A 15,996-nucleotide genomic window follows, 5' to 3' on the forward strand; every position below is an offset into this window, starting at 1 on the left:
GACACGATGAAGCCCGGCTGCCGAAGAGGGCAGCCGGGCTTCGTTCTGTGACAACGTGTGTCAGGCGTTGGCGAGCACCTCGGTGGTGGCGATGGCCTGGGCCACGCCACTGACGATCGAGGCCACCTTGAGTGCCTCGAGGATGGCCTCGCGGTCCACGCCGGCCTCGCGCAGGGTGTTCTCGTGCGCGGCGACGCAGTGGCCACAGCCGTTGATGGACGACACCGCGAACGACCACAGCTCGAACGCGGCCTTGTCCACGCCCGGGTTGCCGATGATGTTCATCCGCAGGCCGGGACGCAGGTCGTCGTATTTGCCGTCGAGGAAGCCGCGACCCCGGTAGAACACGTTGTTCATGCCCATGATCGACGCCGCGCCGAGCGCCGCGTTGTAGGCCTCGGCCGACAGTGTGTCGGCAGCCTCGTCGGCGATCTCGCTGAGCACCTTGGCATTACGGGTCGCCGCTGCGGTCGACAGCAGGGTTCCCCACAGCTGCTCCTCGGTCAGCGCGGTGGTCCGGCTGATCGATCCGAGGTTCAGTTTGAGGTCCTTGGCGTATTCGGGGAGGGCGTTCTTGAGATTGTCGATGCTCATCTGTTCTCCTCTCAGACGCCTGCGGTCATGAGCTCGCCGGCGTCGATGGTCGGATCGCCCTTCTTCCAGTTGCAGGCGCACAGTTCGTCGGACTGCAGGGCGTCCAGAACGCGCAGAACCTCGTCGACGTTGCGGCCGACCGAGCCCGCGGTGACCGACACGAACTGGATCTCGTTGTTCGGATCGATGATGAAGGTCGCGCGGTCGGCGACTCCATCGGCGTTGAGAACGCCTGCTGCGGTTGCCAGTTCACGCTTGAGGTCGCTCAGCATCGGGAAGGGGAGGGTCTTGAGGTCCTCGTGCTGGGCGCGCCACTGGAAGTGGACGAACTCGTTGTCGACCGATGCGCCGAGCACCTGGGTGTCGCGGTCGGCGAACTCGTCGTTCAGCTTGCCGAAGGCAGCGATCTCGGTGGGGCAGACGAAGGTGAAGTCCTTCGGCCAGAAGAACACGATGCGCCACTGACCGGGATGGTCATCGGAGCTGACGGTGGTGAAGTAGTCATCGGGCTGCTGGGCGTTGACCTTGCTGAGGTCGCCGCCGATGACGGCGGTGAGGTTGTAGGCGGGGAACTGATCACCGATGGTGAGCAGGGCCATGTTTCGCTCCTTCAGCTGGTGAATGTACGGAACTTGCGCGCGAAAGAGTTTCGCGACGTACCTGCACCATCGTGCCGGATCCAGCCCGAAAACGAAACGTGATGATTAGCACTACACTGATAGGTATGCCCGATAGAACTTATCAGCCGACGGTGGCCGGTCTCCGTGCCTTCGTCGCTCTCGCGCACCGACGCCACTTCGGTTCCGCCGCAGCCGATCTCGGCGTGAGTCAACCATCGCTGTCGCAGGCGCTCTCGGCGCTCGAATCCGGTCTGGGGGTGGCCCTGGTGGAACGCACGACACGGCGTGTCCTCTTGACCGCGGACGGAGCCGAGTTGTTGCCCCGGGCGATCGCGGTGACCGAGGCGGTCGACGAGTTCACCTCCGCCGCCGCCGGCGCGGGTCGTCCGCTGCGCGGGCCACTGCGACTGGGGGTGATACCGACGGTGGCGCCCTACATCTTGCCGACGCTGCTACGCGGACTCGGCGAGCGGTTGCCCGACCTCGCCCCGCGTGTGGTCGAGGAGCAGACCACGCGCCTGGTCGAACAACTGCGTGCAGGCTCGCTCGACGTCGCGCTCCTCGCGCTGCCCGTCGAGATACCGGGTCTCGTCGAAGTCCCCATCTACCGTGAGGATTTCGTCCTCGCCCTGCCGTCGGGGCACGTGCTCGCCGGGCGGCGGCGCGTCGATCCCACCGCCCTGGCCGACCTGCCGCTGCTGCTGCTGGACGAAGGGCACTGCCTGCGCGACCAGGCGTTGGAGGTGTGCCGCCTCGCCGGGGTCCGCCCCGACCTCGGACAGACTCGTGCGGCGTCCCTCACGACGGCGGTGCACTGCGTGGTGGGCGGACTCGGTGTGACGCTCATCCCGCAGACCGCGGTCGCCTCGGAGACCGCCTCCGGCGATCTCGCGACCGCCACTTTCGCCACGCCGCGCCCCGGCCGGCGCATCGGGCTGGTGTTCCGCGGTGCGGCTCGCCACGACGACGCCTACCGCGAACTCGCCTCTGTCATCGGGGATCTGGTCGAGCGGACCGGAGCGATCACACGGATCTGACGAGTGTCAGGCGTCTTGTCGGAGGGCGGCTGCCTCCGCCTCGGCGGCCTGGGCGGCCAGCGCCTCCCACTCATCGACGAGACTCGAGTCGACCTCGCGGACCATCGCGCCGAGTTCTTCCACGATGCGCTCGATCTCCGGGGTCACGACGCTGGTCGGGACACCTTGTCGCAGCACGCGATAGCAGTCCGACAGGTATCGCAGCACCACCCCTTCGCTGCGGGCGAGTCCGTACGCGGAGATCAGTTCGGTGAAGGTCATGGCCTTCTCGAGCATCTCCCGCAGAACCGATTTGGGTGCCGGCGGGAACGAGGAGACCCACGGATGGCCGCGCCGGTAGATGTCGAAGGCGGCGAAGATCTCCTCGGCGAGGGGCTGAGGCCAGGTGATCTCCTCCAGCCGGGACATGCGCTCCTCGTACTCGACGCCGTCGGCCTTCATCTCCGCGATCGCCGCGTCGCGGGCGACCTTGCGCTGGGCGAGGAGGAGCGGCCGCGGATTCTCCAGGGTCGATTCGAGTATCGAGATGACATCCAGTGCGTAGGTGGATGATTCGGGATCGAGGATCTCGAATGTCGCAAGCGCGAACGAGGAGAGCGGGTTGGTGAGTGCGAAGTTCTCGGGCATGTCGACGCTCAGCGCGATGTGCCGTCCGGTCTCGTCGGCCTCGGCGAGTTGCACGACGATCCCCGCGTCGCGGAGACCGCGATAGAGCTCGATCGTGTGCTTGATGTGCCGGAGCTGCCGGTCGCGGGGTTCGTGATTGTCCTCGAGGAGATGGCGCACCGCGGCGAAGCAGTCGCCCGGCCGCCCGAGCACTTCGAGCAGCATCGCGGTGGTCATCTGGAAGTGACTGCGCAGGGGCTCGTCCGGTGCGTCGATCAACTGGGTGAAGGTCTTCTCGCCCCAGGAGACGAATCCCTCGGGCGGCTTCTTGCGCACCAGCTTTCGCAGCTTTTTCGGGTCCTCGCCCGCTTTGGCGACGGCGCGTGCGTTCTCGACGTCGTGGTCGGGTGCCTGAGCGACGACGTAACCGATCGTGTCGAATCCGGCTCGCCCGGCGCGGCCGGCGATCTGGTGGAATTCGCGAGCACGCAGCCTCCGCACCCGACGACCGTCGTACTTGCTCAGACCGGCGAACAGCACCGTCCGGATCGGGACGTTGATGCCGACGCCGAGCGTGTCGGTCCCCGCAATCACCTTCAGCAGACCCTGCTGCGCAAGGCGTTCCACCAACCGGCGGTAGCGCGGCAGCATGCCCGCGTGGTGCACCCCGATCCCGGAGCGCAGCAGCTTGGACAAGGTGTTGCCGAAGCCGGTGGAGAAGCGGAAGTCGCCGATGGCATCGGCCACCGCCGCCTTCTCGGCTTTGTCGCAGATCTTGACGCTGAGCAGAGCCTGCGCCCGTTCGACGGCTGCGGCCTGGGTGAAATGCACGACGTAGATCGGGGCACGTCCCCGGTCGACGAGCTCCTCGATGGTCTCGTGGATCGGCGTCATCGCGTAGGAGTGCTGCAGCGGCACCGGACGCTCGGCCCCGGTGACCTCGACGGTGTCCCGTCCGGTGCGCTTGGTCAGATCGTCGACGAAGAAGGACACATCGCCCAGGGTCGCCGACATCAGGAGGAACTGTGTCGACGGGAGTTCGATCAGCGGGACCTGCCAGGCCCAGCCGCGATCGGGTTCGCCGTAGTAGTGGAACTCGTCGGCGACGAGGGTGCCGATGTCGCCGTCGCCGCCGGCGGCGAGAGCGAGGTTGGCGACGATCTCGGCTGTCGCGCAGACGATCGGCGCATCCGGATTGACCGCGGCGTCACCGGTCAGCAGACCCACCTGGTCGGCACCGAACATCGCGCACAGCTCGAAGAACTTCTCGCTCACGAGCGCCTTGATGGGCGCGGTGTAGAACGCCCGCTCGCCGCGGCATCGGGCGAAGTAGAGCGCTCCCGCGGCCACGAGCGATTTACCCGACCCGGTCGGGGTCGCCAGGATCACGTGGCTTCCCGCGAGCAATTCCAGCAGGGCCTCCTCCTGGTGCTCGTAGAGCTCCAGGCCCCGTCCGGTCCACCACTCGGTGTACCGCTCCAGTGCGGTGTCCTCGTCGTCGGCGGGGACCAGGACATGCGGCGTGGTCGTGGGGATCAGATCGGTGATTGCGGACCCTCGTCCCCGGTGCCCGTCTCCCCGGAGCCCGTTTCTCCGTTCTCCACCTGCTGCGCGAGGAACCGTTCGAGTTCGGCACCGAGCTCGTCGCCGCTGGGCAACTCCTCCTCGGCGGCGAGCAGCGACGCCCGCTCCTGTGCGGCCTGGTTGAACGTGTCGTACTGGGTCTCGAGCGCGGACACGACCGACTCGATCTCGGAGTTGCCCTCGACCTCGGTGTCGACCTGGGCGCGCACCTTCTCCGCCGCGCTGTCGAGTGCCGCGAGGGGCAGCTCCAGACCGGCGAGTTCGGCGACCGCGGCGAGCAGGCGTGCGGATGCGGCCGGGTAATTGGTCTGCGCGAGATAGTGCGGCACGTGGACGGACAGCCCGGAGGCCCGATAATCGTGCCGGCCCATGTGGTACTCCAGCAGCATGGACGCGCTGGCGGGGAGCTTCATCGCCGAACCCCAGCGGGGGAGGTCGCCCAGGGCGTCGGGGTCGCTACCGTGTGCGGTGATCGACGGCGGCCGGGTGTGCGGGACCGCCATCGGGATCGCGTTCAGACCGATCACGTCGGTGACACCGAGGCCGTCGCTGAGACGTCGGACGGCTTCGACGAACTGCTCCCACCGGAGGTCGGGCTCCGAGCCGGCGAGCAGGAGGAACCCCTTGCCTGCGTTGTCCCGGATGGCGTGCAGGGTCAGCGAGGGCATCTCGACGTCGGTGAAGGTCTCGCCGCTGAACGAGATCGTCGGACGGCGTGACCGATAGTCCATCAGCTCGTCGGACGAGAACGTCGCGACGAGTTCGGACTCGAGGCTGTCGCGCAGATGGGCGGCCGCCAGCGCGACGGCGTGCCCGGCATCGGCGAAGCCCTCGAGTGCGTGGATCAGCACCGGTCCGGTGCCGTCGGGCCTGGTCACCTGCGGAGCGGGAAAGGCGAGTTCATACAGCGCGTCATCGCGCGCGGGCTGCTCGTCCACGTCGTCCCTCCTTCACATAGCAGCGGTTCTCCAGAACAGCTGAACGTCCATTGTCTCCCACCGTGCCCGTCGGCAGCCACCCGCATCGCCCCCGTGCCCGGGCAGGGCATCATCGGAGTCCAACCTCCCCGATGCGCCGGTGATTCCCGAGAGGGTGTGTCACGGGCGCTTCGCGGGACCGCCGATGGCACAGTGGTGCGTTGTGACCCCGCCGATTCGTGCCCGCCGACGCTCAACAGTGCCCCTCGCGGTGGCCGCGTGTGTGGTCGCCGCGACGATCGCGGTGTCCGGCTGCGAGGTGTCCGGCGACCCGGCGCCGTCGAGCCGGGACCTGTCTGCTCGCTCGGTGCAGGCACCGGACTTCCCGGCCGGCGCGAGCCCAATCCCGACGCCTGCGGTGGCGAACGCGCTCGCCGATGTCACCGGCGCCCCGATGCCGTCGCAGACGAGCACCCAGGTGTCGCCGCCGGAGTGCACTCCGGCCACGGTGTCCGCCGACGGGGCGGTCGCCTACCTCGGTCCCGGCCCGGGGGAGCGGTCTACCCTCACCACCATCGTCGCCGGCGTGGACACCCCGCTGGGCGAGGTGGTCGAGCACGCGGAGCGATGCCCGACGATCACCACGAGCACGTACGGGGCATCGTCCACGATCACCACCGAGGTCCTGCCGCCGTTCTCCGTGCTGGACGAGATCGACACGGCGACCATCCGGCGAACGATCGTCACCGGGGGCGGAGTCCCGTCGACCACGAGCACTCTCGTCCTCGTAGGTCAGCAGGGCGACGTCCGCGTATACGCCGAATATCGTTGGCCCGCAGCAGGTCCGGTGCCTCCCGACGCTGCCGGTGTGCTCGACGAACTCTTCGTGAAGGCGACCGCGGCGGCCTTCGGCTGATCGGAGCCCGACCTGTGGATGACCGACCGGCGTTGTCCACAGGCACACCGTGTCGGGTTCGCGCAGCCGCCGCCGGCCGGATGCTGATGCGCATGCCGCTCTCGACCACCTCCCGACCGCCCGGTCCCCACGACCCGACGACACTCCTCACCGCGATCCCCGCAGGCCTGGGCTTCATCCCCGAGCGATCCATCATCGTGATCGCGTTCACCGCCGACCGCAGCATCACCGCCACCATGCGCCACGATCTGACCCTCCACGCCGACGGCACACCCACACGGGAGTTGTCCGCCGTGCTGGCCGGACTCGCCGACATCACGCACTCGTACGGCACCGAGGAGGTGGTCGCGGTCATCGCCGACGACCGCTATCCGGTCGACGACCCCCGTTACCGCCGGATCCTCGCGATGGCCGACCGGCACTTCTCCGCGCCCGGCGGGGTGGCCGTGGGCTTCGGGATCAGCGCGTTCGTCGTGGGAGCACCTTGGGCGGTCACCTGGTGTCCGGACGGTCGGGCATGGGCGGTCGACGTGGCCCCGGAGAGCTGCGGCCTCCTCGACGACCCGCACACCTGCGCGGCGGCCGTGGCCGAGGTGGTCCGCTCGGGGCGGCGGATTCTCCTGCGGCGATCAGAGATACGGGCGATGCTCGATCCGGTCGAGGGCGCGGGCGAGGGCGAGTGCGGTCCGGGTCGGCCGGGACCCGGCTGCGCGGAGTGCACCGCGCCGCGGTGGGCGACCGCGACCGGCGACGACACGACCGACAACTACGCGACCGACGCCGAAGACCCCCGGGTATCGGCCCTCGCGTTGGACCTGGTGATCGAGACGGTGGTCGATGCGGATCTGCCTCTGGACTGCGCGACCATCGCCCGACTGCAGGAGGCGATCCTGCGGTTGGACGTGCGCGATGCCGCGATGGCGCTGGCCGTCACCGCGTTTCGCGACCACGCCGAGCGCGTCTGGCGGGAGCTGACCCGACGACTGACAGGGCGGGGCCGGGCGAGCGCCGCCACTCTCCTGGCGCACCTGCACTACATCGGTGGGGAGGGGGTGTACGCCGGCGCCGCACTCGACGTGGCGATCGAGTGCGACCCGGACGCGGCGATGGCACATCTGCTCGACACCGCGCTCCGCAACGGGGTACGGCCGAGCAGGTTGTGGGACATGATCGACGCCTCGTACGTCGTCGCCGAGCGCCTCGGGGTGTCCATCCCGGCGGTCACCTTGCGTGCCGCCGGGTGACCGTGACCGTCAGACCTTCTCGACGACCTTCTCCACGAACACCGAGTGCGCCATGTCGGCCGACAGTTCGAGTCCGTCATGCCCCGGGGTGTCGATGGTGATGACGCCCGCTGAATTCGACACGGTCACACGCGCATTGGGGACAACGCCCGCCTCACGCAGGGCTCCGATCAGCCCGGTGTCGGACTGGGCGTGCTCGGAGAGCCTGCGCACGATCACCGGCACGGTCTCGCCGGGCGGGAGGTCGGCGAGGCGGGTGGCGCCGTCGTCGGACGTGGACACCTCGACTCCCAGCAGTTCGAGCCCCGGGATCGGGTTGCCGTAGGGCGATGTCGTGGGGTTGTCGAGGACGGCGAGCAGCCGGCGCTCGACGTTCTCGCTCATGACATGCTCCCAGCGGCAGGCCTCCTCGTGGACCTGATCCCAGGGCATCCCGATCACGTCGACCAGCAGGCGCTCGGCCAGACGGTGCTTACGCATCACCGCGACCGCGAGCGTGCGGCCCCGTTCGGTGAGCTCGAGGTGACGGTCGCCGGCCACACGCAGGAGCCCGTCGCGCTCCATCCGGGCGACGGTCTGCGACACGGTGGGACCGGATTGGTCCAGACGCTCGGCAATCCGCGCCCGCAGGGGCACGATGCCTTCTTCTTCGAGATCGTAGATCGTCCGCAAGTACATCTCGGTGGTGTCAACCAGGTCGTTCACTATGCGCAATCCCTTTCGTCCCCGCCAAGATTACCCTCTCCGCGGCCGGTGACCGCGGTCTCATCGCGAGCACGTGCCGGTGCGACCGGCGTCACCATACGCGCCGGTGCCCGAAACCACATCCGTGGCACCTGCGCGACATGTGCCACTAGCCTGAACCCGTGACCAACACTACGAGCGCCCGATGACGACGGCCGTCATCTGGAGCGAGGACTTCCTGTCCTACCGCTGGGCCCACACCCACCCGATGAACCCCGTGCGGCTCGCGCTGACGATGACCCTCGCACAGAGCTTCGGGATCCTCGACGACGTCGACACCGTACCCCCGCAGTCCATCGACGACGACGCGTTGACCGTTGTCCACAGCCGGGACTACATCGACGCGGTCCGCGCGGTCGGTTCGGGGACCGCGTCGCTGTCCGGCCCGCTGCTCGAGCGGTTGTTCGGCCTCGGCGACGCGGACAACCCCGTCTTCTCCGGCATGCACGAGGCCGCCCGCCTCCTGGTCGGCGGCACGCTGGCTGCCGCGCAGACGGTGGTGTCGGGTACAGCGACACGAGCGGTCAACATCGGTGGCGGGATGCACCACGCGATGCGCTCGCGCGCGGCGGGATTCTGTATCTACAACGACTGCGCCATCGCGATCAGATACCTCCTCGACAACGGTTTCGACCGGATCGCCTACATCGACGTCGACGCCCACCACGGCGACGGCGTGCAGGTCGAGTTCGCCGCCGACCCGCGGGTGATGACCGTGTCGCTGCACCAGCACCCGGCGACGCTGTGGCCGGGAACCGGCTGGCCGACCGAGGTCGGCGACGGCGACGCCGCCGGCAGCGCCGTCAATCTGGCACTCATGCCCAACACCGAGGACCGGCTGTGGCTGCGTGCCTTCCACGCCGTGGTGCCTTCGCTGATCGCCGAGTTCCGGCCGCAGATCATCGTCAGCCAGTGCGGGGCCGACAGCCACCGCGCCGACCCCCTCACCGATCTGTCGCTCACCGTCGACGGCCAGCGGGCCGCGATGATCGCGATGCGCGACCTCGCCGACAAGTACTGCGAGGGCCGATGGATCGCCGTGGGCGGCGGCGGGTACGGCGTCGTGAACGTGGTGCCGCGGAGCTGGACACACCTGCTCGGCGTCGCTCTCGACCGCGAGGTCGACGTGTCCGCGACCATCGACGAGTCCTGGTGCGCCACAGCCGAGCAGATCTCCCAGCAGGTGCACTCCGACTACGCCGCCCCGCCGGTCACGGTCATGGGCGACGGCGGCATCGTCGACTATCAGCCGTGGACCGGCGACGACGGCCAGGAACCGCCCGACGGCGTCGGTGCCAACGCCCAGCGCCAGACCGACCGCGCGATCCTCGCCACCCGCCGCGCGGTCTACCCGCTCCATGGTCTCGACCCGGAGGACCCCCGTGACTGACGACTCACCGGCACCATCGGACGCACCCGCGGCGGTGGCCGACCAACCGGAGCCACGCAGCGCCTGGGACTATCCGCGTCACTGGATCGCCGATGTCCTGGCGTCCGACGGCGGCGTCGTACACCTGCGCCCGATCGTCCCCGACGACGCCGATCGCATCGTCGCCTTCCACTCCACACTGTCCGAGCGCACGCGGTATATGCGCTACTTCGGCCCGACACCCACCCTGCCGCCGCGCGAGGTCGCCCGGATGACCACCGTCGACCATCAGCAGCGCGTCGCGATCGTCGCGGTCCTGGGTGGCGAGATCATCGCCGTCGGGATCTACGAGGGGCTGGGCTTCGACGGCAAACCCGAATCGGCGGAGGTGGCGTTCGTCGTGGCCGACGAACACCAGGGCCGCGGACTCGGACCGATCCTGCTCGAACACCTGGCGGGAGCGGCGGCCGAGAACGGGTTCACCCGCTTCGAGGCGGAGGTGCTCAGCGAGAACCCGAACATGGTCGCGGTCTTCCGTGACGCCGGCTACCAGCTCGCGCGCAGCTTCGACGGTTCCACGGTGCACGTCGAGTTCCTGATCGACCCGACCGAGGCTCTGCTGTCGGTGCGCAACGCCCGCGAACGCGCGTCCGAGGCGCGCAGCGTGGCGAACCTGCTGCGTCCGACCTCGGTGGCGGTCATCGGCGCCTCCACCGACCCGAGCAAGGTCGGCAACGCCCTGTTGGCGAACATCATCGCCGGCGGGTTCACGGGGCCGGTGTTCCCGGTCAACGGTCCCGCTCGGGTGGAGGAGGACCCGGGGCCGTCGCGTCCCGGTGCGCCCGGCAGGGGTCGGGAGCGCTCGTCGAGCCGCCGCCGGACGCGAGAACGACCGCCCTCGGTGCGCGGGATCCGCGCCTACGAGACCGTGCGCGACATCCCCGACCCGGTGGATCTGGCGGTGGTCGCGGTGCCGGCCGCGCGCGTCGACGACGTGCTCGACGACTGTTTGGTCAAGGGGGTGCGCACACTCGTCGTGGTGTCGTCCGGCTTTGGCGACTCCGGGGAGGAAGAGGGGCTCGAGAACGAGCGCCGCCTCGTGGCGCAGGTCCGCGAACACGGGATGCGACTCGTCGGCCCCAATGCTCTGGGCGTGGCGAACAACGACCCGGCCATCGCCCTCAACGCCACGCTGGCACCGCGTATCCCGGCGGCGGGCCGGGTGGGGTTCTTCTGTCAGTCCGGCGCACTGGGTATCGCGATCCTCGACACCGCGGCGCGGCGCCAGATCGGTCTGTCGACGTTCGTCTCGGCCGGCAATCGCGCGGACGTCTCGGGTAACGACCTCCTGCAGTACTGGGACACCGACACCACGACCGACGTGATCCTGCTCTATCTCGAGAGCTTCGGTAACCCGCGCAAGTTCTCGCGGATCTCGCGACGGGTCTCGCGCTCGAAGCCGATCATCGCGGTGAAGTCGGGACGCGGAGCGATGACACCGGTGCGTGCCGCGCGGTCAGCGGCCACGCTGGACGACCAGATCGCCCGCATGATGTTCGAGCAGGCCGGGGTCATCCAGGTCGACACGATCCCCGAGCTGTTCGACTGCGCCGCGCTTTTCGCCTACCAACCGCTGCCGCGCGGGCCGCGGGTGCGCATCATCGGCAACTCCTCGGTCCTGGGCAGCCTGGCCGCCGACACCGCCCGCAGCGGCGGTCTCGAGGTCGTCGACGCCGTCGACCTGGGTGCCGGGGCATCGGAGGAGGAGTTCGAGCTGACCGTCTCGGCCGCCATGGCCGATCCGGGTGTCGATGCGATCATCGTCGTCTTCGTGCCGCCCGTGGCGGTCGGGGCCGACTGGCACGCACGCGCCCTGATGGCGGCCGCCAACACGCCCGATGCCGACGGTGAGAAGCCGATCGTCACGACGTTCCTCGCCGTCGACGGCATCCCGCCGGGCCTGACCAGACCCGGCCCGAACGGCATGCCGGACAAGGGATCGATCCCGTCGTACGGCTCGCCGGAACGGGCGGCCGCATCGCTTGCCCGGGCGTGGCAGTACGCGCGGTGGCGGATGCGGCCCGAATCGGTGGTGCACCGCGCGGAGGGCACCGATCCCGAGGCGGCACGCATGTACGTCCGCGAGGCGATGGACGTCGACGGCGCTCCCGCTGATGGTCCCGGACACGATTCCCGACCCGACGGCGGTGTCGGGTGGCGCCCCGGCGACCGTCTGCTCGGCCAGGTCGAGTCGGCGAAGCTGCTGCGGTGGTACGGCATCGACGTGGTGCCCTTCCGCGAGGTCACCACGATGCACGAGGCATCGGCCGCGGCACGCGAACTCGGTTTCCCGGTCGCGGTGAAGGCGACGTCACCGCGGTGGCGCGGACGCCTGGATCGAGAGGGAGCTCGACTGGACCTGCCCGACGCCACGACGGTGGTCACCGCGTTCGCCGAGCTGACCGAACTCACCGGGGATTCGGTGCTGCACGTGCAGAAGATGGCGCCGAAGGGCGTCGGTACGGTCATCCGCGTCGAAGACGATCCGTCGTTCGGATCGGTGATGTCCTTCGGCCTGTCCGGCCGGACGTTCGATCTGCTGGGGGATCACGGTTACCGCGCGATCCCGTTGACCGAACTCGATGCCCGCGAACTGATCGACGAACCTCGATCGGCCCCGCTGCTGTCGGGGTATCGCGGGGAGGAACCTGCCGACACCGAAGCACTCGTCGACCTGCTGCTGCGGATCTCGACTCTCGTCGACGACATCCCGGAGGTCCGGGAAGTGTTCTGCGACCCGATCCTGGCGTCGGTGGACGGCGCCGCGGTGCTCAATGCTGAGATACGCGTCGGCCCGGTGCCCGACAGACGGGACACCGGACCGAGACGACTCAGTTGAGGAGGCGGTACTGCGTGTGGACGTTCAGCTCGCGTAAGCGCGCAGACGCTCAGCGCGATCGCCGTGGCGCAGCTTGCCCATGACCTCGCGCTCGATCTGGCGCACGCGCTCGCGCGAGAGACCGAACATCCGACCGATCTGGTCGAGGGTGCGCGGCTGACCGTCGTCGAGGCCGTAGCGCATCCGGATCACCTGCTGCTCACGCTCATCGAGGGTGGCGAGCACCGCGCGAATGTCGGAGTGCAGGAGACCGGCGATGACCGCATTCTCGGCGGAGGTGGCCTCGGCGTCTTCGATGAAGTCGCCCAGGGGTGCCTCCTCGTCGCTGCCGACCGGCATGTCGAGGCTCACCGGGTCCCGGCTGTGGTCGAGCAGATCGGCGATCTTCTCCGCCGGGATGCCCGACTCGTTGGCGAGTTCGTCGTCGGTGGCCTCGCGCCCGAGCTGCTGATGGAGCTCTCGCTTGATGCGCGCCAGCTTGTTGACCTGCTCCACGAGATGGACGGGGAGCCGGATCGTGCGACTCTGATCGGCCATACCGCGGGTGATCGCCTGACGGATCCACCAGGTGGCGTAGGTCGAGAACTTGAAGCCCTTGGCGTAGTCGAACTTCTCCATGGCGCGGATCAGACCCAGGTTGCCCTCCTGGATGAGATCGAGCAACGGCATCCCGCGGCCGGTGTAGCGCTTCGCCAGCGAGACGACGAGGCGCAGGTTGGCCTCGAGGAGATGCGCACGAGCGGCTTCGCCCTCACGCACGATGGTCGCCAGGTCGCGCTTCTTGACGGCCGAGAGCCGCTTCTTGGTCGCCAGAACATGTTTGGCGTAGAGGCCGGCCTCGATCTGCTTGGCGAGTTCGACCTCCTGCTCCGCGTTGAGGAGAGCGGTGCGACCGATTCCGTTCAGATAGACGCGGACCAGATCCGCCGCCGGAGACTGAGCGTCGAGATCCTGTTCGGTCATCGCCGGCCGGGTACCCGGAGGGGTGGGATCGGCGAATCCTGTGGTCGGGGTCGAACGTGCAACTGTCGAGCGTGACATGCGGCCTCCTGACTTGAGTGCGTTCACTGGGTCCAACGTCCATGTGTGGCCGATAGTTCCCGAGAGTGATTCGGCGCAAACCTGCCGGAGGCTTGGTTGACCTGCGAATTCTTTTTCGCGAGTCGACAAGCGGCTGAGAAGTTGCTGAGATGTCGCGCGCGGGGGAACGCGCGTGCCCGCGAGGGGCGGGGCGTCAGCGGCGGGGATCGTCGGGATCGACGACGTGACCGTCGACGGTGCGGGACAGCTGATGCTCGGTGTGGGTCACCGCAGGCGGCCCGACCACGTGGTGATCGGCCCCGTACTTGTACTGCGGCACCTCGCCGCGCTTGCGGGGCGGCCGGTCGTTGGCGATCAGGACAGCCATCCACGGCAGGGGAATGGAGACGGCGACGATCGCCAGGGCGAGCAGACCGGACCCGGTCAGGCTGTAGGCGATACCTGCGATCAGCAGTGCCGGCACACGAAACGCCATGAGGAACAAGTACTTCCGGACTCGCGCTCGGTGCTGTGCCTCGAGGGAGTCGGGGGCATCGGTGATCAGATAGGTCTCGGCGCCGACCGCTTGACTCCCACCGACACGACCGGAGTCACCTGCGTGCGGTGCACTGCTGCGGTGACCGTACTGGTCCCGACCGGTCTCACCCATGTCATCCCTTTGTTCGAACACCTTCTCCACTGTCCCACTTTCGTTCATCGAATGCACCCACGGGCATCGGCAGCCACCGTGTGACGCGCGCAAACCCGGTGACGCACAATAGAGGCATGGGAACCGAAACCATCGAACGTCCGGACCTCGACGAATGGTCCGACACCAAGACAGATGAGCGTCCTGATGCCGACGCGACGGATCGGGGCGACGATGACCGCCCCAAGTTCTTCCACTACGTGAAGAAGGACAAGATCGCCGAGAGTGCCGTCATGGGCAGTCATGTCGTCGCGCTGTGCGGCGAGACGTTCCCGGTGACCCGATCGGCCAAACCGGGATCGCCGGTATGCCCGAAGTGCAAGAAGATCTACAACAAGATGCGCAAGTGATCGCTCGGCTGGCCGGCCCGGGGGTCGGTCAGCCGTGGTCGCTGTCGCGGTGGTGGTGGCGGCGGATCGGACCCGACGACAACCGGTCGGGGAGGGTGCGGAGCTGACCGGTGAAGTCGGAGGTCTGTGAGTTCACCCAGTGGCGGACCTGCGTGGTGGTGGACTCCTTGGCGGGCCAGAACTGTTGGACCGAGGCGTTGAACTCGGCGCCGATCACGATGCCGAAGCCCAGCGAGAACGTGAAGAGCAGGAACGCGATCGGGGTCGCGAGCGCACCGTAGGACACGCCCGCCTCGGTGATCTTGGTCAGATAGATCCGCAGGACATAACTGGCGACCCAGAAGAACACCCCCGCCACGATCGCGCCGCCGATGAGCCGGTGCCATGGCAGCGGATTGGGCAGCGCCAGATGGTAGAGGGTCGTCAGGACGAGCAACAGCACGATGGCGACGAACGGGAAGTAGCCGTAGTCGATGGCCGACGTGATGAACGAACCCCATGATTCGGGGACGATCGCACGGAGGTAGTTCGGGCCGAGCGCGACCAGCGGCAACAGGAACACCGCCACACTGAGGAACCCCACGTAGAGGAACAGTGCGAAGAAGCGCTGCCACACCGGGTGTCGGACCTCGTGCTGGTTGTGGGCGTGCGCGATCGACGCGATGAAACAGGACACCGCCGACGATCCCGCCCACAGGGACAGGATGAACCCGACCGACATCGGACCGATGCGTCCTCGTCCCAGCACGCTGTCGACGGTCGGGATGATGAGGTCGTCGACGACGGTGGGGGTGAAGGTCCGCTCGGCGAAGTCGACGATGCGCGCGTAGATCACGTCGACGGTGTCCGGCCCGAACCACCCCGAGATGTAACCGACGGAGCCGAGCAGGCCGAGAAGCAGCGGCGGCAGCGACAGCGCCTGCCAGAAGGCGGCTTGTGCCGCCCAGCCGATGATGCCGTCGTCCCAGGACTTGACGATCGTGCGCCAGATCACGCGATGGATGTTGGGCAGGACCGGTGGGCCGGGAGTCGCCGCGGGCACCGGGTCGTCGGTGCCGCTGCGGTCCTGTTCGGTGGCTGGGTCGTCCGCCGGTGGCGGGGGTTCGGTCGTCGGCCGGTCGTCGGCGCCCGGGCGTACCGGCCCGACCGGGGTCGGCCCGGCCGCGAGGACCTCGACATCGCCCGATGCGGGTGCCGGCCGTCGTGGTGCGCGCAGCGGTGCGGTGGCGGCGTCGCCGCCGATGGGAGCCGTGACCGCACCCGACACCGCGGGAACCGAGTGGCCCGGTTGGGCGACCCGGCGTCGGGTCCGTCGCGAGAGGGCGTCGCCCGACGGGCGCGGCGCAGTCACCGACGACGTGTCGTCGGCGAGTGGTGCCGGGTTCCT

At 68.6% G+C, this 15,996-nt stretch carries 14 protein-coding genes; 6 read left to right on the forward strand and 8 right to left on the reverse strand.

Annotated elements, in window-relative coordinates:
• Positions 1-60 precede the first annotated feature (60 nt).
• Positions 61-594, reverse strand: a complete 534-nt coding sequence (locus ACSUZC_RS10610) for an alkyl hydroperoxide reductase (protein ID WP_439032737.1) — start codon at positions 592-594, stop codon at positions 61-63.
• Between the two features lie 11 nt (positions 595-605).
• The gene (locus ACSUZC_RS10615; RefSeq protein ID WP_004019399.1) at positions 606-1,193 is read right to left on the reverse strand and encodes a peroxiredoxin; all 588 of its coding nucleotides are present in this window, start codon (positions 1,191-1,193) and stop codon (positions 606-608) included.
• Positions 1,194-1,318: 125 nt separating this feature from the next.
• Between ACSUZC_RS10615 and ACSUZC_RS10620 the strand changes: the two genes are divergently transcribed.
• Entirely contained in the window at positions 1,319-2,251 is a 933-nt protein-coding gene (locus ACSUZC_RS10620) for a hydrogen peroxide-inducible genes activator (RefSeq protein WP_439032738.1), read from the forward strand.
• A gap of 6 nt (positions 2,252-2,257) precedes the next feature.
• Here the strand turns inward: ACSUZC_RS10620 and ACSUZC_RS10625 are convergent, their stop codons facing one another.
• Positions 2,258-4,246, reverse strand: a complete 1,989-nt coding sequence (locus ACSUZC_RS10625; RefSeq protein ID WP_439032739.1) for a DEAD/DEAH box helicase — start codon at positions 4,244-4,246, stop codon at positions 2,258-2,260.
• A gap of 146 nt (positions 4,247-4,392) precedes the next feature.
• Positions 4,393-5,379, reverse strand: a complete 987-nt coding sequence (locus ACSUZC_RS10630; protein WP_439032740.1) for a PAC2 family protein — start codon at positions 5,377-5,379, stop codon at positions 4,393-4,395.
• A gap of 202 nt (positions 5,380-5,581) precedes the next feature.
• On the opposite strand from ACSUZC_RS10630, the gene ACSUZC_RS10635 reads away from it, so the two are divergent.
• Both ACSUZC_RS10635 and ACSUZC_RS10640 read left to right on the forward strand, forming a co-directional pair.
• Positions 5,582-6,274 carry a hypothetical protein gene (locus ACSUZC_RS10635; RefSeq protein WP_439032741.1) on the forward strand — a complete coding sequence of 231 codons (693 nt, stop codon included), beginning with the start codon at positions 5,582-5,584 and terminating at the stop codon, positions 6,272-6,274.
• Positions 6,275-6,366: 92 nt separating this feature from the next.
• Positions 6,367-7,518 carry a DUF4192 domain-containing protein gene (locus ACSUZC_RS10640; RefSeq protein WP_439032742.1) on the forward strand — a complete coding sequence of 384 codons (1,152 nt, stop codon included), beginning with the start codon at positions 6,367-6,369 and terminating at the stop codon, positions 7,516-7,518.
• Between the two features lie 9 nt (positions 7,519-7,527).
• Here the strand turns inward: ACSUZC_RS10640 and ACSUZC_RS10645 are convergent, their stop codons facing one another.
• The gene (locus ACSUZC_RS10645) at positions 7,528-8,223 is read right to left on the reverse strand and encodes an iron dependent repressor, metal binding and dimerization domain protein (RefSeq protein ID WP_439032743.1); all 696 of its coding nucleotides are present in this window, start codon (positions 8,221-8,223) and stop codon (positions 7,528-7,530) included.
• Positions 8,224-8,407: 184 nt separating this feature from the next.
• Here ACSUZC_RS10645 and ACSUZC_RS10650 point away from each other — a divergent pair, with 184 nt between their 5' ends.
• Together ACSUZC_RS10650 and ACSUZC_RS10655 are read left to right on the forward strand one after the other, a co-directional pair.
• On the forward strand, positions 8,408-9,652 hold the full coding sequence (locus ACSUZC_RS10650) for an acetoin utilization protein AcuC (RefSeq protein WP_439032744.1): 1,245 nt from the start codon (positions 8,408-8,410) through the stop codon (positions 9,650-9,652).
• On the forward strand, positions 9,621-12,530 hold the full coding sequence (locus ACSUZC_RS10655) for a bifunctional acetate--CoA ligase family protein/GNAT family N-acetyltransferase (RefSeq protein WP_439032745.1): 2,910 nt from the start codon (positions 9,621-9,623) through the stop codon (positions 12,528-12,530). Before ACSUZC_RS10650 ends, ACSUZC_RS10655 begins: the two co-directional genes overlap by 32 nt.
• Before the next feature lie 24 nt (positions 12,531-12,554).
• On the opposite strand, the gene ACSUZC_RS10660 is transcribed toward ACSUZC_RS10655, so the two are convergent.
• Complete coding sequence (locus ACSUZC_RS10660; protein ID WP_238419398.1) at positions 12,555-13,493, reverse strand: sigma-70 family RNA polymerase sigma factor; 939 nt, start codon at positions 13,491-13,493, stop codon at positions 12,555-12,557.
• Positions 13,494-13,764: 271 nt separating this feature from the next.
• Positions 13,765-14,220, reverse strand: a complete 456-nt coding sequence (locus ACSUZC_RS10665; protein ID WP_439032746.1) for a DUF3099 domain-containing protein — start codon at positions 14,218-14,220, stop codon at positions 13,765-13,767.
• 116 nt (positions 14,221-14,336) lie between these two features.
• Between ACSUZC_RS10665 and ACSUZC_RS10670 the strand changes: the two genes are divergently transcribed.
• Complete coding sequence (locus tag ACSUZC_RS10670) at positions 14,337-14,609, forward strand: DUF3039 domain-containing protein (protein WP_439032747.1); 273 nt, start codon at positions 14,337-14,339, stop codon at positions 14,607-14,609.
• 28 nt (positions 14,610-14,637) lie between these two features.
• Here the strand turns inward: ACSUZC_RS10670 and ACSUZC_RS10675 are convergent, their stop codons facing one another.
• Entirely contained in the window at positions 14,638-15,876 is a 1,239-nt protein-coding gene (locus ACSUZC_RS10675; protein ID WP_439033085.1) for a YhjD/YihY/BrkB family envelope integrity protein, read from the reverse strand.
• Between the last annotated feature and the right edge of the window lie 120 nt (positions 15,877-15,996).

The organism is Gordonia terrae, from assembly GCF_051789125.1.
Classification (GTDB): Bacteria; Actinomycetota; Actinomycetes; order Mycobacteriales; family Mycobacteriaceae; genus Gordonia; species Gordonia terrae_A.